Here is a 16,426-nt window from a genome sequence, read left to right as displayed (position 1 = left end):
TCCCGCCCCTGCGGGACTAGCTAGAGGTGGTGAAGGCGATCGCCTGATCGAAGAATTCCTTGCCGATGAGCTGGGAAAACTCCGGATACAGACTCTTTGAGGCGGCCTTGAACTCCTCGAGGCCGGTGGCAGTGATCTCGTTGGTCTTCATGCCCTTGGCAGCGAGTTCGTCCAGCTGCTTCTTGGACTGTTCGGCGTCGTAACCGGTCTTGAACGTTGCGGTTTCCGCCGACGCGTCGGTGAGGGCCTTCTGCTGGTCGGCGCTGAGCGACTCCCACTTCTTCGACGACAGGGCCAGGACCCAGGCGTCGTTGATGTGGTTGGTCAGCGAGACGTACTTCTGCACTTCGGAGAACTTGTTGGTCCAGGGCACTTCGATCGGGTTTTCCTGCCCGTCGATCGTTCCGGTCTGGAGACCGGTGAAGACCTCGGAGAAGGCCATGGTGGTGGGGCTGGCGCCCAGCTTGCCGAAGAAGTCGGTCCAGAGCGTGTTCCCGGGTACCCGGATTTTCAGGCCCTTCAGGTCCGCGGGCTTCTCGATGGGACGGACCGAGTTGGTGATCTCGCGGCCGGTCCGGGTCAGGAAGCTCAGGGCGACGGTGTCCTTCTTGGCCAGCTTGTCCTTCAGGGCCTGGCCGGGCTTGCCGTCAAGGAAGGCCGCTTCCTCCTTGGTGTCCTTGAACAGGTACGGGATGCTGATGGCATTCATTTCCGGCACCACCGAGGCATACACCGAGGTGGACAGGATCAGGGCGTCCAGGGAGCCGCCCTGCAGCCTGGTCACGGCGGCGTTCTGGTCCCCGCTGAAGCTTGTGCCGTTGGGAACCACCGTGACGGCGACGGAACCGTTGGACGTCTTCTTCACCTGGTCGGCGAAGTGCTGGGCCGAGACTCCCACAGAGGATGTGAGCGGGTCCGGAATCGACAACTGGATCTTGGCGACCGGTCCGGCCTGCCCTCCGCCGGATGCTCCGGCGGCACAGCCGGCAAGGACGGAGGCTGCCAGGCTGCAGGCCAGGACTCCGGTGATGGCGCGGGTCTTCGTATTCATGCGATGCCTTTCTTCATTGGAAGGATGTGATCCGGCGTACGGAAGCAATCAGGGAGTGAGTCAGGCCCCTACGGCAGCGGTTTCGGCGATGAACGCCTCTGTTTCGCGGCGCAGCTCAAGAGCCTGGGACAGGGAGTCGTCAATGATGACATCGTCCCAGCGGACAATGTCGCCCTTGGCGACGTCGTTACGCAGTTCGACGTGGTGGGCCAGCGCAACCGGGAGGGCGCCGGTGGCCACCGAGTGCTTGGCCGAAACGAGCTTGCCCCAGACTGTGAAGCCGCCTTCGCCGTCGAGGAATTCGCCGGCTTTGAGGTCCTTCTTCGCCGTCGCGACGACGTCACCGAAGAATCCGATGGGCGAACCCGTGGCGATCCCCCGGAGGGCGGCATTGGCGATGGAGACGTTGAGTTCGAGGCCGACGTAGTGGTACGGGCGGTACAGGGCCGCGTACTGGCCGGTGGGGTCCGGGTGCCAGGGGTACTCGTTGAAGCAGCCGGAAACGTAGCCGTTCGTGGCTTTCACGACGACGAAGACACCCTCCTGGGTGTTGTGGCTGATCCAGCTGCCGTCGCGGTTGACGCTGGACATGACATCGACGCTTCCCTCGTGGGCCAGTGCCCCGCCGACATCGCTGGGACGGCAGATTGTGGCGATTTCCTCGACGTTGCCCGGCGTAAAGCTCAGCCCGGCATCGGACGGTTCGAGCCCGGCGCCGTTGGCCACGGCGGCCATTTCGATTGCCGCCTTGGTCCCGTCCCGGAAGGACGTGTGCATGTAAGGGTTCAGCTGCCCGGAGTCGGTGAGCTCCTTCGAGAATTCCCAGTTTTCCCAGACGTTGTCGGGGTTCATTTCGTGATAGTGCTCAAGGTACTTGGCGCCCTTGCCTGCACAGACCACGTCAAACCCGCTGGTGCGGGCCCAGTCCACCAGCTCCATGATGAGGGCGGGCTGGTCGCCGTAGGCCATCGAATAGACGACACCGGCGGCTTCGGCCCGTTTGGCCAGGGCGGGGCCTGCCAGGGCATCGGCCTCGACCGTCACCATGATGATGTGCTTCCTGGTTTCAATGGCGCGGAGCGCGTGCTTGATCCCCACGATCGGGTTGCCGGTAGCCTCGACGATCACGTCGATGTCGACGTCGAACAGCTCGTCCGCGTTGGCAACAATCGCCGTCGTGCGGTTTGTGAGCGCCGTGGCGATGTCGGGGGCGATCTGCTCTGCGGGCCAGTCGACCAGCGCGAAGGCGCCTTCGGCGCGTTTGACGTTGATGTCCGCGATGGCGACGACGTGGATGCCGGGGATGTTGTTGGCCTGGGCAAGGTACATGGTGCCGTAGCGGCCGGCGCCGATCAGGCCGACCCGGATGGGGCGGCCTTCCTGTTCACGGTCGGTGAGGAGTTTGTGAAGATTCACTGGAGTCTCTCTGGTAGGGGTGCGAAGCGAAGTGACACCCTCCCGCCGTAGCGGATGGCACAACTTCCTTGTCGCGGTTTGGCTTGAAATTTACCCGAAGTGGAACCGGTTCCACTTTTGTACCACCCGGTGCTAAGCTGTGTCAACGGATCCAAACGAAACGTCTTCCGCCAGCTCATGGCGTTCGACCGGAGACGCTGTGTACGAACTACTGCCTAGGATTTCCCTCAAGGAGGAGCGGTGAAGAAGGCCCCAACCATTCGCGATGTCGCGGCGGCTGCGGGAGTCTCGGTCTCGGTCGTGTCCCGGGTGCTGAACCCGGATTCCGGGCCCGTTGCACCAGCAAAGCGACAGGAAGTCGTCCGGGTCATCGACGAGCTGGGCTACCGCCCCCGGGCAGCGGCCCGCGAGCTCAGCGGGGGCCATGCCCTCACGATCGGGCTCGTTGTCACCGACCTTTCCAACCCGTTCTTCGCCCGCCTGGCCGACCGCATCGTCTGGGAGGCCCGCAGCCACGGCGTGCAGGTTGTCCTGATGACCACCCAGGAGGATCCGCACCTGGAGGCGGAATCGCTGGATACCCTGCTGGACCGGTCCGTAAGCGGCGTCATTGCCACTCCCACGGGCGGCAACATTGAGAAATGGGCGCGCCTGCAGGACCTCGGCGTGAATGTGGTGTTCGTTGACCGCACCATCGAAGAACTCGGCAATGTCGACGTCGTCAGCATTGAAAACTTTGACTCCGCCCGGCGCTCCACCGAGTACCTGATCGGCCTCGGCCATACCCGGATCGCCCTCGTTACGGGGCCACTGAGCACGTCAACGGGCCGGGCCAGGATCAGCGGTTACCGGGCGGCGCACGAGACCGCTTCGCTGCCGGTTGACCCCCTGCTCATCCGCGACGTCCCCTTCCGCGGGGATGCCGGCGGCGATGCCGTCGGTTCCCTTCTTGCCATGCCGCAGCCGCCCACGGCCCTCATCGTCGCCAACACGGCCCAGGTGCAGAGCTCGGTGCGGCGGCTTGTCCAGAAGGGGGTCCGCATTCCCGACGACCTCTCGGTGATCGTCTTCGATGACAATCCGTGGACAGAACTAATGACCCCGCCGCTGAGCGTGATCCGCCAGCCGCTGGACATGCTCGCCGTCCATGCGCTCGAACTCGTGCTTGGACGCATGCAGGGCAAGCTGCCGGAAGGGCCCCGGCTTATCGAGGTCAAGGCCGACTTCCTGCCGCGCAATAGCTGTGCCCCGCTCGCCCAGACCGCTACCCGCTAAGAACCACATCGCAAAGGAAAAACCATGCCCGTCGTCGTCACCGCAACGTTTACACCCAAAGAAGGATCCTTTGACCAGGTGGTCGAGGCCCTGTCCCCGGCCATTGCAGAGGTCCACGAGGAACCCGGTTGCCTCCTCTATGCCATACACGAATCTCCCAACGGCCAGATCCTCATGATCGAGAAGTGGGAGTCCGCTGAACTGCTCGACGCCCACGGCGCAGGCGGCCCGGTTCGACGGCTGAACGCCTCCTTGGAAGGCCTCCTGCAGGGGCCGGTCGCCGTGATGCGCCACGAGCCGATCCCCGCCGGAACCCCGGGCCAGGGCGCTCTCTAAGAGCCGCCCCCGTCTAACCGCGCCTCAACGCAGACGATGAAACCGGGAGACACGTGTCGGCCGGGGCGCCCGCCGGCCTCGTCGATGGCCCGGCGGATCTCACGGAGGTCGTCGATTTTCATCTGCAGCGGCGGTTCGTCCGGCTGGTACGTGGTGTAGATGGGGTAGTCGACGCCGGGTTCCCTCGACATCTCGATGTGGCAGCCCAGGACGTACGTGACGGGACGGGTACCGCAGAACCTGATCAGCCGTTCGATGGTGCGGACAAACGCGGGCCAGTCCTGGATATACAGCCGGCCGGGATATACCGTGTCGCCGGTGAGCAGGAAGCCGGTGTACGGATCGTAGAACGTGACTGCTGCTGTGTGGTGCCCCGGGCTCGGCCAGCATTCCAGGACGCGTCCGCCCAGATCCACCTGCGCCGGCTCCACGGAGCCGCCGCCGTCGTCCGAGTCGCCGTCTGAGTCGCCGTCGCCGGAGTCCTCAGCGTCGCCGTCGTCAGGGTTGTCAGCGAACCCGAAGAATTCCCACGCGCTGTCCCGGGCCGCGTCCACCAGAACGGTGTCGGGGCGCCCTGCGAACTGGGCATCTCCGGCAACATGATCGCCGTGCGGATGGGTGTGGAGGACAAGTAGCTGGTAACCGACGCGGGGATGTGCGGCAAGCCAGGCGTCCATGAGCCCGTCGACAACGCGGCGCAGGGGGAAGAAGTCCGGGGACGCGGTGGCGCCGGTATCGATGAGCACGGCACGGGCGTTGCCGAAAAGCAGGAACATGAACGGCGCCTCGTAATTGACCGCCATGTTCTGACGCAGGATGAACGTGTGGTCGTCGTAGGCGTGGACCTGGATGTCCGGGTCCGTGTTGTGCTTCGCGGACTCGGATCCGTGGATCCAGGCCACCTCCAGATCGCCGGGGCGCGGGACGCCTGCGGTGAAGTCGATTTCAGTGTGCATTCGGCTTCCTCACAGCTCCGGCAGAACTTGCTCGCGCACCTGCTTGCGGAGGATCTTCCCCAGCATCGAACGGGGCATGTCGCCGATCGCCACGATCCGTTTGGGGACCTTGTAACCGGCGAGGTGCTCGCGGCAGTACGTGCGCAGGGCCTCCTCGTCGAGGTCGGCACCCGGGGCGAGTTCGACGGCGGCGACCACCATCTCACCGCCGCGCTCCAGCGGCTTGCCAATCACGGCGGCGTCGGCAACATCGGGGTGCAGCCGCAGCGCGGCCTCCACTTCGGTGGGCGAGACGTTGAAGCCGCCGGTGATGATGAGTTCCTTGGCCCGGTCCACGATCTTGGTGAAGCCGTCCGCGTCCACGGTGACGACGTCGCCGGTGCGCAGCCAGCCGTCGGGCGTGAGGGCTTTCGCGGTTTCCTCGGGGTTGTTCCAGTAGCCCTGGAAGACCTGCGGGCCCTTGATCAGCAGCTCCCCCGGCTGGCCCTGAGGGACCTCAACGGCCGGGTCGTCGATGTCCACCACCTTCATGAGCGTGGACGGGAAAGGTACGCCGATGGTTCCGGTGCGCCGGGTGGGGAAGAACGGGTTGCCCATGGCCACCGGCGAGGACTCGGTCATCCCGTAGCCCTCCACGAGCAACCCGCCGGATACGGATTCCCACAGCTCTACGACGTGGTCGGGCAGGTTCATGGCGCCGGAAATGCAGTATTTGCAGGACCGCAGCGAGATGCCCTTTTCCTTCGCGGCCATCGCGGTGCGTTCGTAGATCGGCGGGACGGCGCAGTAGACGGTGGCGGGCGCCTTCTTCATGGCGGCAAGGATCAGATCCGGGTCGAACTTCGGGAAGAGGACCAGCAGGCCCTGTTTGCGGATGCCGTAGGTGAGGTAGAGCGTCATGCCGAACGCGTGGAACATCGGCAGGATCGCGTAGAACACCTCTTTGCGGTACTCCGCGCCATGCATCCAGGCCTCGCCCTGCAGCGCGTTGGAGTACAGGTTGAAATGGGTCAGCATGGCACCCTTGGGCCGGCCCGTGGTGCCCGAGGTGTACTGGATCGCCGCGAGGTCGCCTACGGAGGGCCGCGGGTGGGCGGGGTCGATCCGGCCGTGGGCGAGGAGCTCCTTCCATGGCGTGGTGCCGGGCGCCGGCGCGGTCAGCGAGGCACGCGTTTCGCGCAGTTTCTTCACCGGCAGGTGCAAGGCGAGGCGCTTGACGGCGGGGAACGCCTCGAGCAGGTTGACGGAGACGATGTGGTCGATTTCGACGTCGTCCGGGAAGTCCCGGACCGCCGCCGCGGCCTTGTCCCATGCGATCACGATCCGCGCCTGGTGGTCCTCAAACTGGTGGCGCAGTTCCCCGGGGGTGTACAGGGGGTTGTGTTCGACGACCACCGCGCCCAGGCGAAGCACCGCGTAGAACGCGACGACGTGCTGCGGGCAGTTCGGCAGGATCAGGGCCACCCGGTCACCAGCGCGGACGCCGAGGCGGCGCAGGCCCTCGGCGGCCCGGTCCACCTGTTCGCCGAGATCGGAGTAGCTGGTGCGGCGGCCGAAGAACTCCAGTGCCGGCGCGCTCCCCGCCTCGGCCACGGACCGCTCCAGCATGTCCACGAGCGACTCCGTGGGCAGTTCGATCTCCGCCGGGACGCCCGGCTGGTAATTCTTCACCCAGGGCTGCTGGTCTGTTTTCGCCATGGCCCCATCATTTCCTGAAGTTCCGGCCGGGGCGAATTCGGGCGCGGGGGGCCGACGGCGGGTGCCGGGCGGCTGATGCTCACGCCGGTACGCTATGGACGGCCTCCGGGTCCGGTACCGCGGCCTTCGCCGTCCGGGTCAGCGCGATGGCTGCAAGTGCCACGACGGCGAGCGCGGCGCAGGCCGCGAAGACTCCCTGGTATCCGAGCGCGGTCATGGATCCGAGGGCGATGATCGGGCCGGAGACGATCGCGCCGACGCGCCTGGTGTTCATGTAGAGGCCCGAGGCCAGCCCCGGACGTGGAATGATCTGCTGAAACAGGGTCAGGCCCACTCCGGCCACAATCGCAAAGAACCAGGCATTGAGGATCTGGAGCGCGATGAGACCTACGGGGTCGGCGACGAAGGCCATCGCGGCGTAGTACGCAATCCCGGCGAGACAGCCTGAGGTGATGAGGGCACGGCTGGAGAACCGCGCGCTCAGCCGCCCGATGACAAGCAGCGCGGGGATCTCAAGCGCGGCGGAAACGCCCAGCGCGATACCCGCCCAGAGGACGTCCAGGCCAAGCCGGCCGGTCACGAAGAGACCCATGACGGACACTGCGGCACTGTTGGTGGCCTGCAAGGCGATGAACGCGAGGACAACGGCGGCGAGGCCGGCCCTGGACAGCGGCGGGCCGTCGTCGTCCGGGGTTGACGGGCCGGTCGGGTCGCTGACCGTCTGCGGTTTCCGGCGGATCATGGCCGCGGTGGTGGCAATGTTGAGCACGGCCACCACTGCGAGGGCCAGCAGGATCGCACGGTTGCCCAGCGTACCCATGATGAGCGTTGCCAGTGGCGGCCCGGCCACCCACGCGACGGAGACGACGGCCCGGGTTTTCATGACGTCCGCCCGCGGCGCCCCCGAATGTTTGAGGTGCGCGAAGAGTAGCGAGACGCCGACGCCCGCCGGGCCGCCGAGGGCGATCAGGCCGACGACGGCGACCGGGAGCGAGGTAGTGCCGGCCAGCACGCCGGCGAGCACAAGGGTCAGGCCGGCGCAGACCAGGAGGGGCCGCAGATAGTTGTTCATGCGGTCGGCATAGGCGGGCACCAGCAGGGCGGCGACAAACCCGCCGGCGTTGTAGACGGCAAGGACCCACCCGACGTCGGCGGGGGTGGCGTCATACAGCGCGACCAGCAGGAGCGCCAGCGCGGGGTTCAGGAAGGCGAACTGCAACCCCCAGAGCAGTGCCGCCGAGGACACCAGCAGGCGCGGGGGCGTGGGTGAGGCCCGCGGCGTTTCCTCGAGTCTGGGGCCGCCGCTCTGACGCATGCGCATGTCGGTTGTCTCCTGTCAGGTCGCGGGTGCCGCAGGCCCCGGACGTTTTCCCCCCGCCGTCGGTTCGGCCGGGCGTGGGCTGCTCCGCCGAACGACGGCCGCACCCACGTCCCCAAGGCTAAGCGCGTCAGTTATGGCCCGGGAGTCACTGCCAGTACCCCCATCGGCTGGACCGCAGAAGGGCAAAACCCCGTCGATTGCTCCGTAGGCGCCCTTTTGAGGAGTCAAAACGGCCGTTCTGGAGCAATGGATGGAGTTGCCAAGAGACGCGCAACAGCAGGGCGCCGCTCCCCTTGGTCCCCAGTCCTAAAACGGACCGCGTAATTTAGGATCATTTCCATATTTTCGGGGATAACCGCTCGATAGCATGAAGTGTCCGGACAGAGCCGTCCGGGAGGGTGCCAATGTCAGAAGGAAGCCCATGGCCGCAGCTACAGTGGACGACATCCTCGCGGATCTCCCGCTGGGCTCCGCGACCCTGATGCTTCGGCCCGCCCGCACGGATGCGGCGATCGAGCGCTTTCTGATCGTGGACGCCGACGACGAAAGCTCCGACGGCGGGGCCGCGTTTGTCCTGTTGGTCGGCGTTCGCGGACGCTCCGCGTTGCCGGCAGTTCGGCGCCTGCTGAAGAACCCTCCCCTGGTCCTGGCCGTCAAGGGCAGCCCGGAGGAACTGGCGGAAGCCGAAGAACTGCTGCGCGCCGCCGGAACCGGCCTGCTGCTGGTGGACCCGTCCGCGGACTGGGACCGCCTCCTGTCCATCGCCAAGGACCGGATCCAGCCGCCCAGCTACCAGCGCGAAGTGCTGACGCTGCTTGAAGAGGACCTCTTCGCCATCGCCCAGACGACTGCCCGGCTGACCTCCAGCCACGTCGTGATCGAGGACGCCGCCAACAAGGTCCTGGCATATTCCACCGTCACCAACGCCATTGACGAGCTCCGCAAGGCCTCCATCCTGGCCCGGCGCGGCCCGCGCAAATACGAACTCCTGCTCAAAGACCTTGGCGCCTACCGCGAGCTGCACCGGACCCGCCTCCCGGTCCGGGTACCCGCCCGGCCCCAGGACGGCCTGCGGGAACGCGTCGCCATCACCTTGTTCGCCGGCAACCGCATCATGGGCTACATCTGGCTCCAGGAAACCGGCGCCGGCTTCGGCGACGACGTTGATTACGTGCTCACCGGCTCTGCCGCGCGTGCCTCCGCCGAGCTCATCCGGTACCGCAACCAGCAGTCAGTGCACATGCGCGAGGACCGGATCGCGCGCCTCCTTTCGGGTCCTGCGGAGGCTGCGGCGAGCGCGCACAGTGAAAAGATCCCGGCGGACCGCCCCTCGGCCCTGATCCTGCTTGGCCTCTCAGCGTCTGAAGCCCGGGAGGACGACGCGGCGCTCAAGCACGGGGAGCTGGCCAATCTCGCGTCGATCCACGCGGCCGCCTACAAATCGTCAGCCATCGTGGGACAGTTTCACGGCGACACCGCCGTCGTCATTCCCGGTCTCCAGTCCGCCAACGCCGACGCCGGACTGCGGAGTCTGGCCGAGGCAATCGTCAAGGACGCCGCCAAGCACCTCGGCATCAGCCCCTTTGCCGCCGTCGGACCCGTCGTCCCCGATCTACTCTCGATTCATTCCGCGATCGGAATAGCCGAAGCCCTGCTCGGCTGCATGCGACGGTCCGGCGAAGTTCCGGTAGCCACCGTCGACGACTTTGAGGGGGAAATCCTCTTCCACGACGCCGTCGAAAACTTCACGACGGCGGCCTTCCGGCACCGCAGCCTCTGGGCCCTCCTCCGACACGACGCGGAACTGGCCGAAACCCTGCGTGCATTCTTCGACGCCTCCCTGGACGTGGCCGAGTGCGCCAAGCGGATGCAGCTGCATAAGAACACCGTCTACTACCGGATCAACAAAGTCAGCCGGGTCACCGGGCTGAACTTCGGCAATCCCCGAGATTCATTGGTCGCCCTGCTTCATGTTCAGGAGTGGGCCGGCACACAGAAGGAGCATCTGGGCAAGAAATGATGACAGCACTTGATTCGCCGCCGCTTGGCCCGGTCCTCGAAGACCTTGTCCGCAGCCACCGGCCCCGGACGGAAGCGGGGTCAGTTCCAGCCAATATTCCCCATCTGCAGGTCCCGCCGTTCGACAGGTTCGGCATCGCGGTTGCCACGACGTCCGGAGAAGTCTTCAGTTCCGGCGACGCCGATCTTCCGTTCTCGATCCAGAGCATTTCCAAGGTCTTCACCCTGGCGATGGCGCTCAGCGCCGACGACTCCGGCTCGTTGTGGTCCAGGGTCCTTCGCGAGCCGTCAGGGACGTCCTTCAACTCCCTGGTCCAGCTTGAAGTCGAGCACGGGATCCCGCGGAACCCCTTCATCAATTCGGGCGCACTGGTGGTCACCGACCACCTGATGGAAAGATCACCCGACGCCGCCGCTCAGGTCCTGCGCTTCCTCACCGACCAGGTGGGTCACCAGAATGGAAGACAGGGTCCCTTCATCGACGAGGCGGCCGCAAGGAGTGAGCTGTCGAACAGCAGCCGCAACCTGGCCCTCGCCCACTTCTTGAAGGAATTCGGCAACCTGCGGCGGCCCGCACAGGCCGTGGTGGAGAACTACGTCAGGCAGTGCTCAATCATGATGACCTGCGTGGAGGTGGCCAAGGCGGGCCTGTTCCTCGCGCAGGATGGCCGCGGGGCGCAAGGCGCGGTGGTCTCCCGGAGCGAGGCAAAGCGCATCGGCTCCATCATGCTGACCTGCGGCATGTATGACGCCGCCGGCGAGTTCGCCTACCGCGTGGGACTTCCGGGGAAAAGCGGTGTGGGCGGCGGCATTCTGGCGATCGTCCCCGGCGAGTGCGCCATCTGCGTATGGAGCCCGCGGCTGGATTCCAAAGGAAATTCCCTGGCAGGCTCGGCGGCTCTGGCCGACCTGTCCGACCGGACCGGGTGGTCGATCTTCTGATCTGACGCCTCGCTGTCCCCACAATCTCTCTCCAAACCCCATTTAGATCTCCGACAGATCGAAAGGAACACCCATGCCCAACAACCCCAATGACGAGGTTGGCTTGTACGAGGCCGATGGTGGCCACGCCCATGCTTCGGATGCCCTGATCCATGCAGAGGACTCTGGCTACCACAAGAGCCTGAAGCCCCGGCAGATCCAGATGATCGCGATCGGCGGGGCCATCGGAACCGGCCTGTTCCTGGGCGCCGGCGGCCGGCTCAACGCCGCCGGCCCGTCACTGGTCATCGCCTACGCCGTCTGCGGCTTCTTCGCGTTCCTGATCCTGCGCGCCCTGGGAGAACTGGTCCTGCACCGGCCCTCTTCAGGATCGTTCGTGTCCTACGCCCGCGAATTCTACGGAGAGAAGGCCGCATTCATCTCCGGCTGGTTCTATTGGATCAACTGGGCCACCACCACCATCGTGGACATCACCGCCGCGGCCCTCTACATGAACTTCTTCGGCAAGTACGTCCCCTGGATGGGGACCGTTCCACAGTGGGCGTGGGCGCTGATCGCCCTCATCGTGGTCCTCTGCCTGAACCTTGCCTCCGTCAAGGTCTTCGGCGAACTCGAGTTCTGGTTCGCCCTGATCAAGGTCGCCGCCCTCGTCGCGTTCCTGCTGATCGGCAGCTACTTCGTCATGTTCGGCACCCCCTTGGAAGGCCAGGAAGTCGGCTTCAGCCTCATCACCGACAACGGCGGCATCTTCCCCAACGGCCTGCTGCCCATGATCATCCTCATGCAGGGCGTGCTGTTCGCCTACGCCTCGATCGAACTGATCGGCACGGCCGCCGGCGAAACCGAAAACCCCGAAAAGATCATGCCCAAGGCCATCAACTCCGTGGTCTTCCGCATCGCCGTGTTCTACGTCGGCTCGGTCATCCTGCTCGCCCTGCTGCTGCCCTACACCTCCTACCAAAAGGGCGTCAGCCCGTTCGTGACGTTCTTCGGATCCATCGGCATCCAGGGCGTGGACGTCATCATGAACCTCGTGGTCCTCACGGCCGCCCTGTCCTCGCTGAACGCCGGCCTCTACTCCACCGGCCGCATCCTGCGCTCCATGTCAGTAGCCGGATCTGCCCCGAAGTTCGCCCAACGGATGAACAAAGCCGGCGTCCCCTACGGCGGCATCGCTATCACCGCAGGCGTCTCCCTCCTCGGTGTCCCGCTGAACTACCTGGTCCCCGGCCAGGCCTTCGAGATCGTCCTGAACGTCGCCTCGGTAGGCATCGTCGTCACCTGGGCCACCATCGTGCTCTGCCAGATCCAGCTCAAACGGTGGGCAGACAAGGGCTGGCTCGAACGCCCCTCGTTCCGGATGTTCGGCGCCCCCTACACCGGATACCTCTCCCTCGTCTTCCTGCTCGGCGTGCTCGTCATGGTCTTCATCGATTCCCCGCTCACGCTGCTGGTGACCCTGGTGGCCTGCGCGCTGATGGTCGGCGGCTGGTACGCCTGCCGGAAGCAGATCCACGACATCGCCGAAACCCGCGACGGCTTCACGGGCGCCGCGCCCGTGCTGGCCAACCGGACTCCGATCCACTAATCGAACCTGGCTAATCGAACATTCGTCTGCTGACCGGTCCCACCATCCGACCTACAACCTGAAAGCCTCCATGAAGCCACGAAACCCGCTGAATCCCGGCCGCACCAGCACCCTGCAGGAGCGCCACCCGCCAGCCGTGCGCACCAGCAACCCGCCGGCGTCGAACGACAGCTGCGAGGACGGCTGCTTCTTCTGCACCGGACCGGAAACCGACTAGGCGCCACCATCCGTTCCGCTGGATTCAGTGGACATGCCTTGCCCGCCAAACCAACCCAAGAAGACAACCAAGTGATGAAAACGGAGTCTGCATCCACCATGACCGCAACCGACACGTACCCAGTCGACGGCGCCACCCTCCCACCCCTCCAGACGGTCCCGGCGGCTATCCCGGACAGCTTCAACGGCAGCGGCGCCCTGAAATCCGCCGGCCACGTGATTGTCGATTCCCTCGTGGCGCACGGGGTTGAGCGCACCTTTGTTGTGCCGGGCGAAAGCTTTCTGGACGTCCTCGACGGGCTGCACGGCTCGGACATCGAGACCGTGGTCTGCCGGCACGAGGGCGGCGCCGCGTACATGGCCGAGGCCGACGGCAAGATGAACCAGCGTCCCGGCGTCGCAATGGTCACCCGCGGGCCCGGGGCGGCGAACGCCCACGTCGGCCTGCACACCGCGTGGCAGGACTCCACCCCGATGCTGCTCTTTGTCGGTCTCATTCCGTTCGCGCACCGGGACCGCGAGGCGTTTCAGGAGTTCGACATCAAGGCGTGGTTCGACACCGGAGCCAAACGCGTGATGGTCCTGGACCACCCCGAACGGGCCTCCGAGATTGTCGCCGAGGCCATGTTCGCGGCCATGAGCGGCCGCCCCGGCCCCGTGGTGGTAGGCCTGCCGGAGGACATCATCCGCGTGCAGATCGATCCGGCCCTGCACCCGGCCATCCCGGTGGCCGCGGGCGGTATGAGCAGCACGGATGCCGGCGTCCTTGCCGAGGCCCTGGCACAGGCCAAGAAGCCGCTCTTTGTCACCGGCGGGAATGACTGGACCCAGGCCGCGGCCACGGAGCTCACCGAATGGCTCGAAAAGCATCACATCCCGGCCGCGGCGGAATGGCGCACGCAGGGAACCGTCTCCTTCGACTCCCCCAGCTACGTGGGACCGATCGGCTACGGCCGACCCCGCCCCACCTACGACCTCCTGGAGGAAACCGACCTGCTCGTGTTCGTCGGGACGGTCCCGGGCGACGTGATCACGGACGGGTTCGTCTGCAGGCAGGACTGGAACAAGAAGAACTTCCTGGTCACCATCGATCCCGCGCTGCGCGGCCGCTCCGGCCCCGTCTCCCGCCAGATCCTGGCCAAGCCGGAGGCCTTCGTCCGGGATCTCGTTAACATCGACCTCCCGGTCAAGGAGGAATGGAAGGCGTGGACGGCCCGGATGCGTGCCGAGCAGCAGTCGTTCGCCAGCCTGCCGCCGTCCAGCCCGGACGAGGGGCCTGCCAAGATGGACACCCTCATGGCCAACCTCGTGCCGCTGCTGCCCGAGGACGCCATGGTCACGTTCGGGGCCGGCGAGCACACCAACTGGGCGCACCGGTACTTCCCCACCCGGCGCTACGCCTCGATGATCAGCGCCCGGAACGGCTCCATGGGGTACTCGATTCCATCGGCCATCGCGGCCTCGCTGGCCAGCCCGGAGCGGCGGGTGGTCACCATCGCCGGCGACGGGGAATTCCTGATGAACGGCCAGGAGCTCGCCACGGCCGCCCAGTACGGAGCCACGCCGCTCATCATCGTGATGGACAACCAGGAGTACGGCACCATCCGCACCCACCAGGAACGCCACTACCCGTCCCGGGTATCGGGCACGCAGCTGAAGAATCCCGACTTCGGCATGATGGCCCGGGCCTTCGGCGGTTTCGGCGTCACGGTCACCGAGGACCAGGACATCCCGGCCGCCCTCGAGGCCGCGCTGGCCGCCATCGACCGCGAAGGCGTGTTCGCCCTGGTCCACCTCGTCGTCGAACAGCGCGTCAAGGCCTACTAGATTGCGGTCCGGACAGTAAACAGACGGACGACGGCGGCGGGAGCCTCCCGCCGCCGTCGTGTCCTCCTGGTTGCGCTATCAGGTCTGGTTGTCATTCGGCGCCGATAGCCGCCATATCTGAAAGTGCAACGGGTGGTGGGGTGTCCCCTTGTCCGGTGATCTCCTGTCCGGTGATCTCTTGTACGGTCGGACGCCCCGGACCACACTGGTTGCTGGAGGCAACGTCATGGAACCAGTCACCATCAGCGATCTGCCGATGACGCAGGAGGAATTGGTCGCCGTAGCCGAGGGCGCGCCGGTGGCACTCGGCGAGCCCGCCAGGGCACGGATCGCGGCGAGCCGGGTCCTGCTGGAGGAGGCCATGTCCGGCGGCAACCCGATCTACGGGCTCAGCACCCGGGTCGGCCACGGCAAGGACACCAGGGTGCCGCGCGACGAGCTCGAACGGCAGCAGCAATTCCTCGTGGCAAGCCATGGCGGCTCATTCGGACCCCTGCTGGACCGGACAGTGGTCCGGGCCGCGATGGCCGTTCGCCTCAACGGCATGGCCCAGGGCGGCTCCGGCGCCAGCCCGGCCGCTGCAGACACCCTGCTGGCCATGTTGAACGCCGGCGTCCACCCGGTCCTGCACAGCACGGGCTCGGTCGGAGCGGCCGATATCAGTCCGATGGCCGGCATCGCCCAGGTGGCTGTCGGCACCGGCACAGCGGAATTCAGGGGCGAGACCCTCCCCGGAGCCGAAGCCCTGCGCCGTGCGGGGATCGCGCCGCTCCGGCTCGAGGGCCGCGACGGACTGGCCTTAGTCTCGGCCAACGGCGTCTCGATCGGCCACGGGGCCCTGGTGCTGGCCCGCGCGGCGCGGACGGCCGGCGCCGCGGACCAGGCCGCAGTCCTGTCCATCGAAGCCACCCGGGGCAACCCTTCGGTCTTTTCGGCCTCCGCGGCCGCGGCCAAGCCGTATCCGGGGCAAGTCGCGGCAGCGGCCCATCTGCGCGAACTGCTGGAAGGCAGCTTGCTCCTGATCCCGGGCGGGCCGCGGTCGGTGCAGGATGCCCTTTCCTTCCGGGTGATCCCGCAGGTCCACGGCGCGTTCCGTGAGTTCCTCGCCACGGCCGGGGGTGCCGTGGACACGGAGCTGAACTCCGCGAGCGATAACCCGCTGGTCGACGTCGCAACCGGCTCGGTGCTGAGCAACGGCAACTTCCATCCGATGGTGCTGGCGATCGCCTTCGACGCCTTGCGCGTGGCTCTGGTCCACGTGGGGCAGCTCAGCGAACGCCGCATGAGCCACTTGTGGACTGCCGTCATGGCGGCGATGAAGTCGGGGCCCCCGCCCGGGAACCGCGGGCCCGCCGCGGCGCCGGGCGTGCAGCTCCGCTACGCCGGCTCCGCCTGCTACACCGAGCTCCGGCTCCTGGCAGCTCCCGCCACCCTGGACTCGACCATCCTGGATGTCGGCGTCGAGGACCATGCGACGGGAGCCATGCTGAGCGTCCGCAAGACCGAGGAAGCGCTGAGACTTCTTGAGGACCTGCTGGCGATCGAGGTTCTGCTGGCCGCCGACCTGCTGCGCATCTCGCCGCCGGGAACGCTCGGCGTTGGGGCCGCGGCCGTTCTCGGGCTCACCGAAGAGGCGGCGGCCGGCGCAGGATCGGCCACCGACGTCCACCGCAATCTGCGGGAACGCTTCCCCGGAGCGTAGCCCTCCTCTTGGATGCGCTATCAGTCCTGGTCGTCATTCGGCTCGGATAACCGCCAAGTCTGATAGCGCAACGGATGGG

General features: G+C 66.4%; 13 protein-coding genes. 8 read left to right on the top strand and 5 right to left on the bottom strand.

Annotation, left to right across the window (positions count from 1 at the left end; genetic code table 11):
* Positions 1-16: 16 nt before the first annotated feature.
* The gene (locus tag ACVWZ7_RS14115; protein ID WP_456508234.1) at positions 17-1,051 is read right to left on the bottom strand and encodes a DctP family TRAP transporter solute-binding subunit; all 1,035 of its coding nucleotides are present in this window, start codon (positions 1,049-1,051) and stop codon (positions 17-19) included.
* 60 nt (positions 1,052-1,111) lie between these two features.
* A complete protein-coding gene (locus ACVWZ7_RS14110) occupies positions 1,112-2,467 on the bottom strand; it encodes an NAD(P)H-dependent oxidoreductase (protein WP_456508233.1) in 1,356 nt (451 codons plus the stop codon).
* A gap of 240 nt (positions 2,468-2,707) precedes the next feature.
* Here ACVWZ7_RS14110 and ACVWZ7_RS14105 point away from each other — a divergent pair, with 240 nt between their 5' ends.
* Positions 2,708-3,742, top strand: a complete 1,035-nt coding sequence (locus ACVWZ7_RS14105) for a LacI family DNA-binding transcriptional regulator (RefSeq protein ID WP_456508232.1) — start codon at positions 2,708-2,710, stop codon at positions 3,740-3,742.
* Positions 3,743-3,766: 24 nt separating this feature from the next.
* Positions 3,767-4,078, top strand: coding sequence for a putative quinol monooxygenase (locus tag ACVWZ7_RS14100; RefSeq protein WP_456508231.1), 312 nt, complete (start codon positions 3,767-3,769; stop codon positions 4,076-4,078).
* Here ACVWZ7_RS14100 and ACVWZ7_RS14095 read toward each other — a convergent pair.
* From ACVWZ7_RS14095 to ACVWZ7_RS14085, 3 genes are all read right to left on the bottom strand, one after another.
* Entirely contained in the window at positions 4,075-5,034 is a 960-nt protein-coding gene (locus ACVWZ7_RS14095) for an MBL fold metallo-hydrolase (protein WP_456508230.1), read from the bottom strand. The two genes, ACVWZ7_RS14100 and ACVWZ7_RS14095, sit on opposite strands and share 4 nt — an antisense overlap.
* A 9-nt stretch (positions 5,035-5,043) precedes the next feature.
* Positions 5,044-6,732 (bottom strand): long-chain-fatty-acid--CoA ligase, encoded by a 1,689-nt coding sequence (locus ACVWZ7_RS14090; protein WP_456508229.1) that lies wholly within the window; start codon positions 6,730-6,732, stop codon positions 5,044-5,046.
* A 79-nt stretch (positions 6,733-6,811) separates the two neighbouring features.
* Positions 6,812-8,053 (bottom strand): MFS transporter, encoded by a 1,242-nt coding sequence (locus ACVWZ7_RS14085; protein WP_456508228.1) that lies wholly within the window; start codon positions 8,051-8,053, stop codon positions 6,812-6,814.
* 421 nt (positions 8,054-8,474) lie between these two features.
* Here ACVWZ7_RS14085 and ACVWZ7_RS14080 point away from each other — a divergent pair, with 421 nt between their 5' ends.
* The 6 genes from ACVWZ7_RS14080 to ACVWZ7_RS14055 all read left to right on the top strand — a co-directional run bounded on the left by ACVWZ7_RS14080 (position 8,475) and on the right by ACVWZ7_RS14055 (position 16,347).
* Positions 8,475-10,073: a PucR family transcriptional regulator gene (locus ACVWZ7_RS14080; protein WP_456508227.1), complete on the top strand. Its 1,599-nt coding sequence runs from the start codon at positions 8,475-8,477 to the stop codon at positions 10,071-10,073.
* Complete coding sequence (locus ACVWZ7_RS14075) at positions 10,070-11,014, top strand: glutaminase (RefSeq protein WP_456508226.1); 945 nt, start codon at positions 10,070-10,072, stop codon at positions 11,012-11,014. Before ACVWZ7_RS14080 ends, ACVWZ7_RS14075 begins: the two co-directional genes overlap by 4 nt.
* 73 nt (positions 11,015-11,087) lie before the next feature.
* Positions 11,088-12,602: an amino acid permease gene (locus ACVWZ7_RS14070; RefSeq protein ID WP_116766229.1), complete on the top strand. Its 1,515-nt coding sequence runs from the start codon at positions 11,088-11,090 to the stop codon at positions 12,600-12,602.
* A gap of 70 nt (positions 12,603-12,672) precedes the next feature.
* Positions 12,673-12,819, top strand: coding sequence for a hypothetical protein (locus tag ACVWZ7_RS14065; protein WP_161958206.1), 147 nt, complete (start codon positions 12,673-12,675; stop codon positions 12,817-12,819).
* Between the two features lie 98 nt (positions 12,820-12,917).
* Positions 12,918-14,645, top strand: coding sequence for a thiamine pyrophosphate-dependent enzyme (locus ACVWZ7_RS14060; RefSeq protein WP_456508225.1), 1,728 nt, complete (start codon positions 12,918-12,920; stop codon positions 14,643-14,645).
* 226 nt (positions 14,646-14,871) lie between these two features.
* On the top strand, positions 14,872-16,347 hold the full coding sequence (locus tag ACVWZ7_RS14055; protein WP_456508224.1) for an aromatic amino acid ammonia-lyase: 1,476 nt from the start codon (positions 14,872-14,874) through the stop codon (positions 16,345-16,347).
* Positions 16,348-16,426: the final 79 nt, after the last annotated feature.

The sequence above is a fragment of the Arthrobacter sp. TE12232 genome (assembly GCF_054062615.1).
The sequence above is the reverse complement of the archived record's forward strand: the minus strand, read 5'-3'. Positions and strand labels throughout refer to the sequence as shown.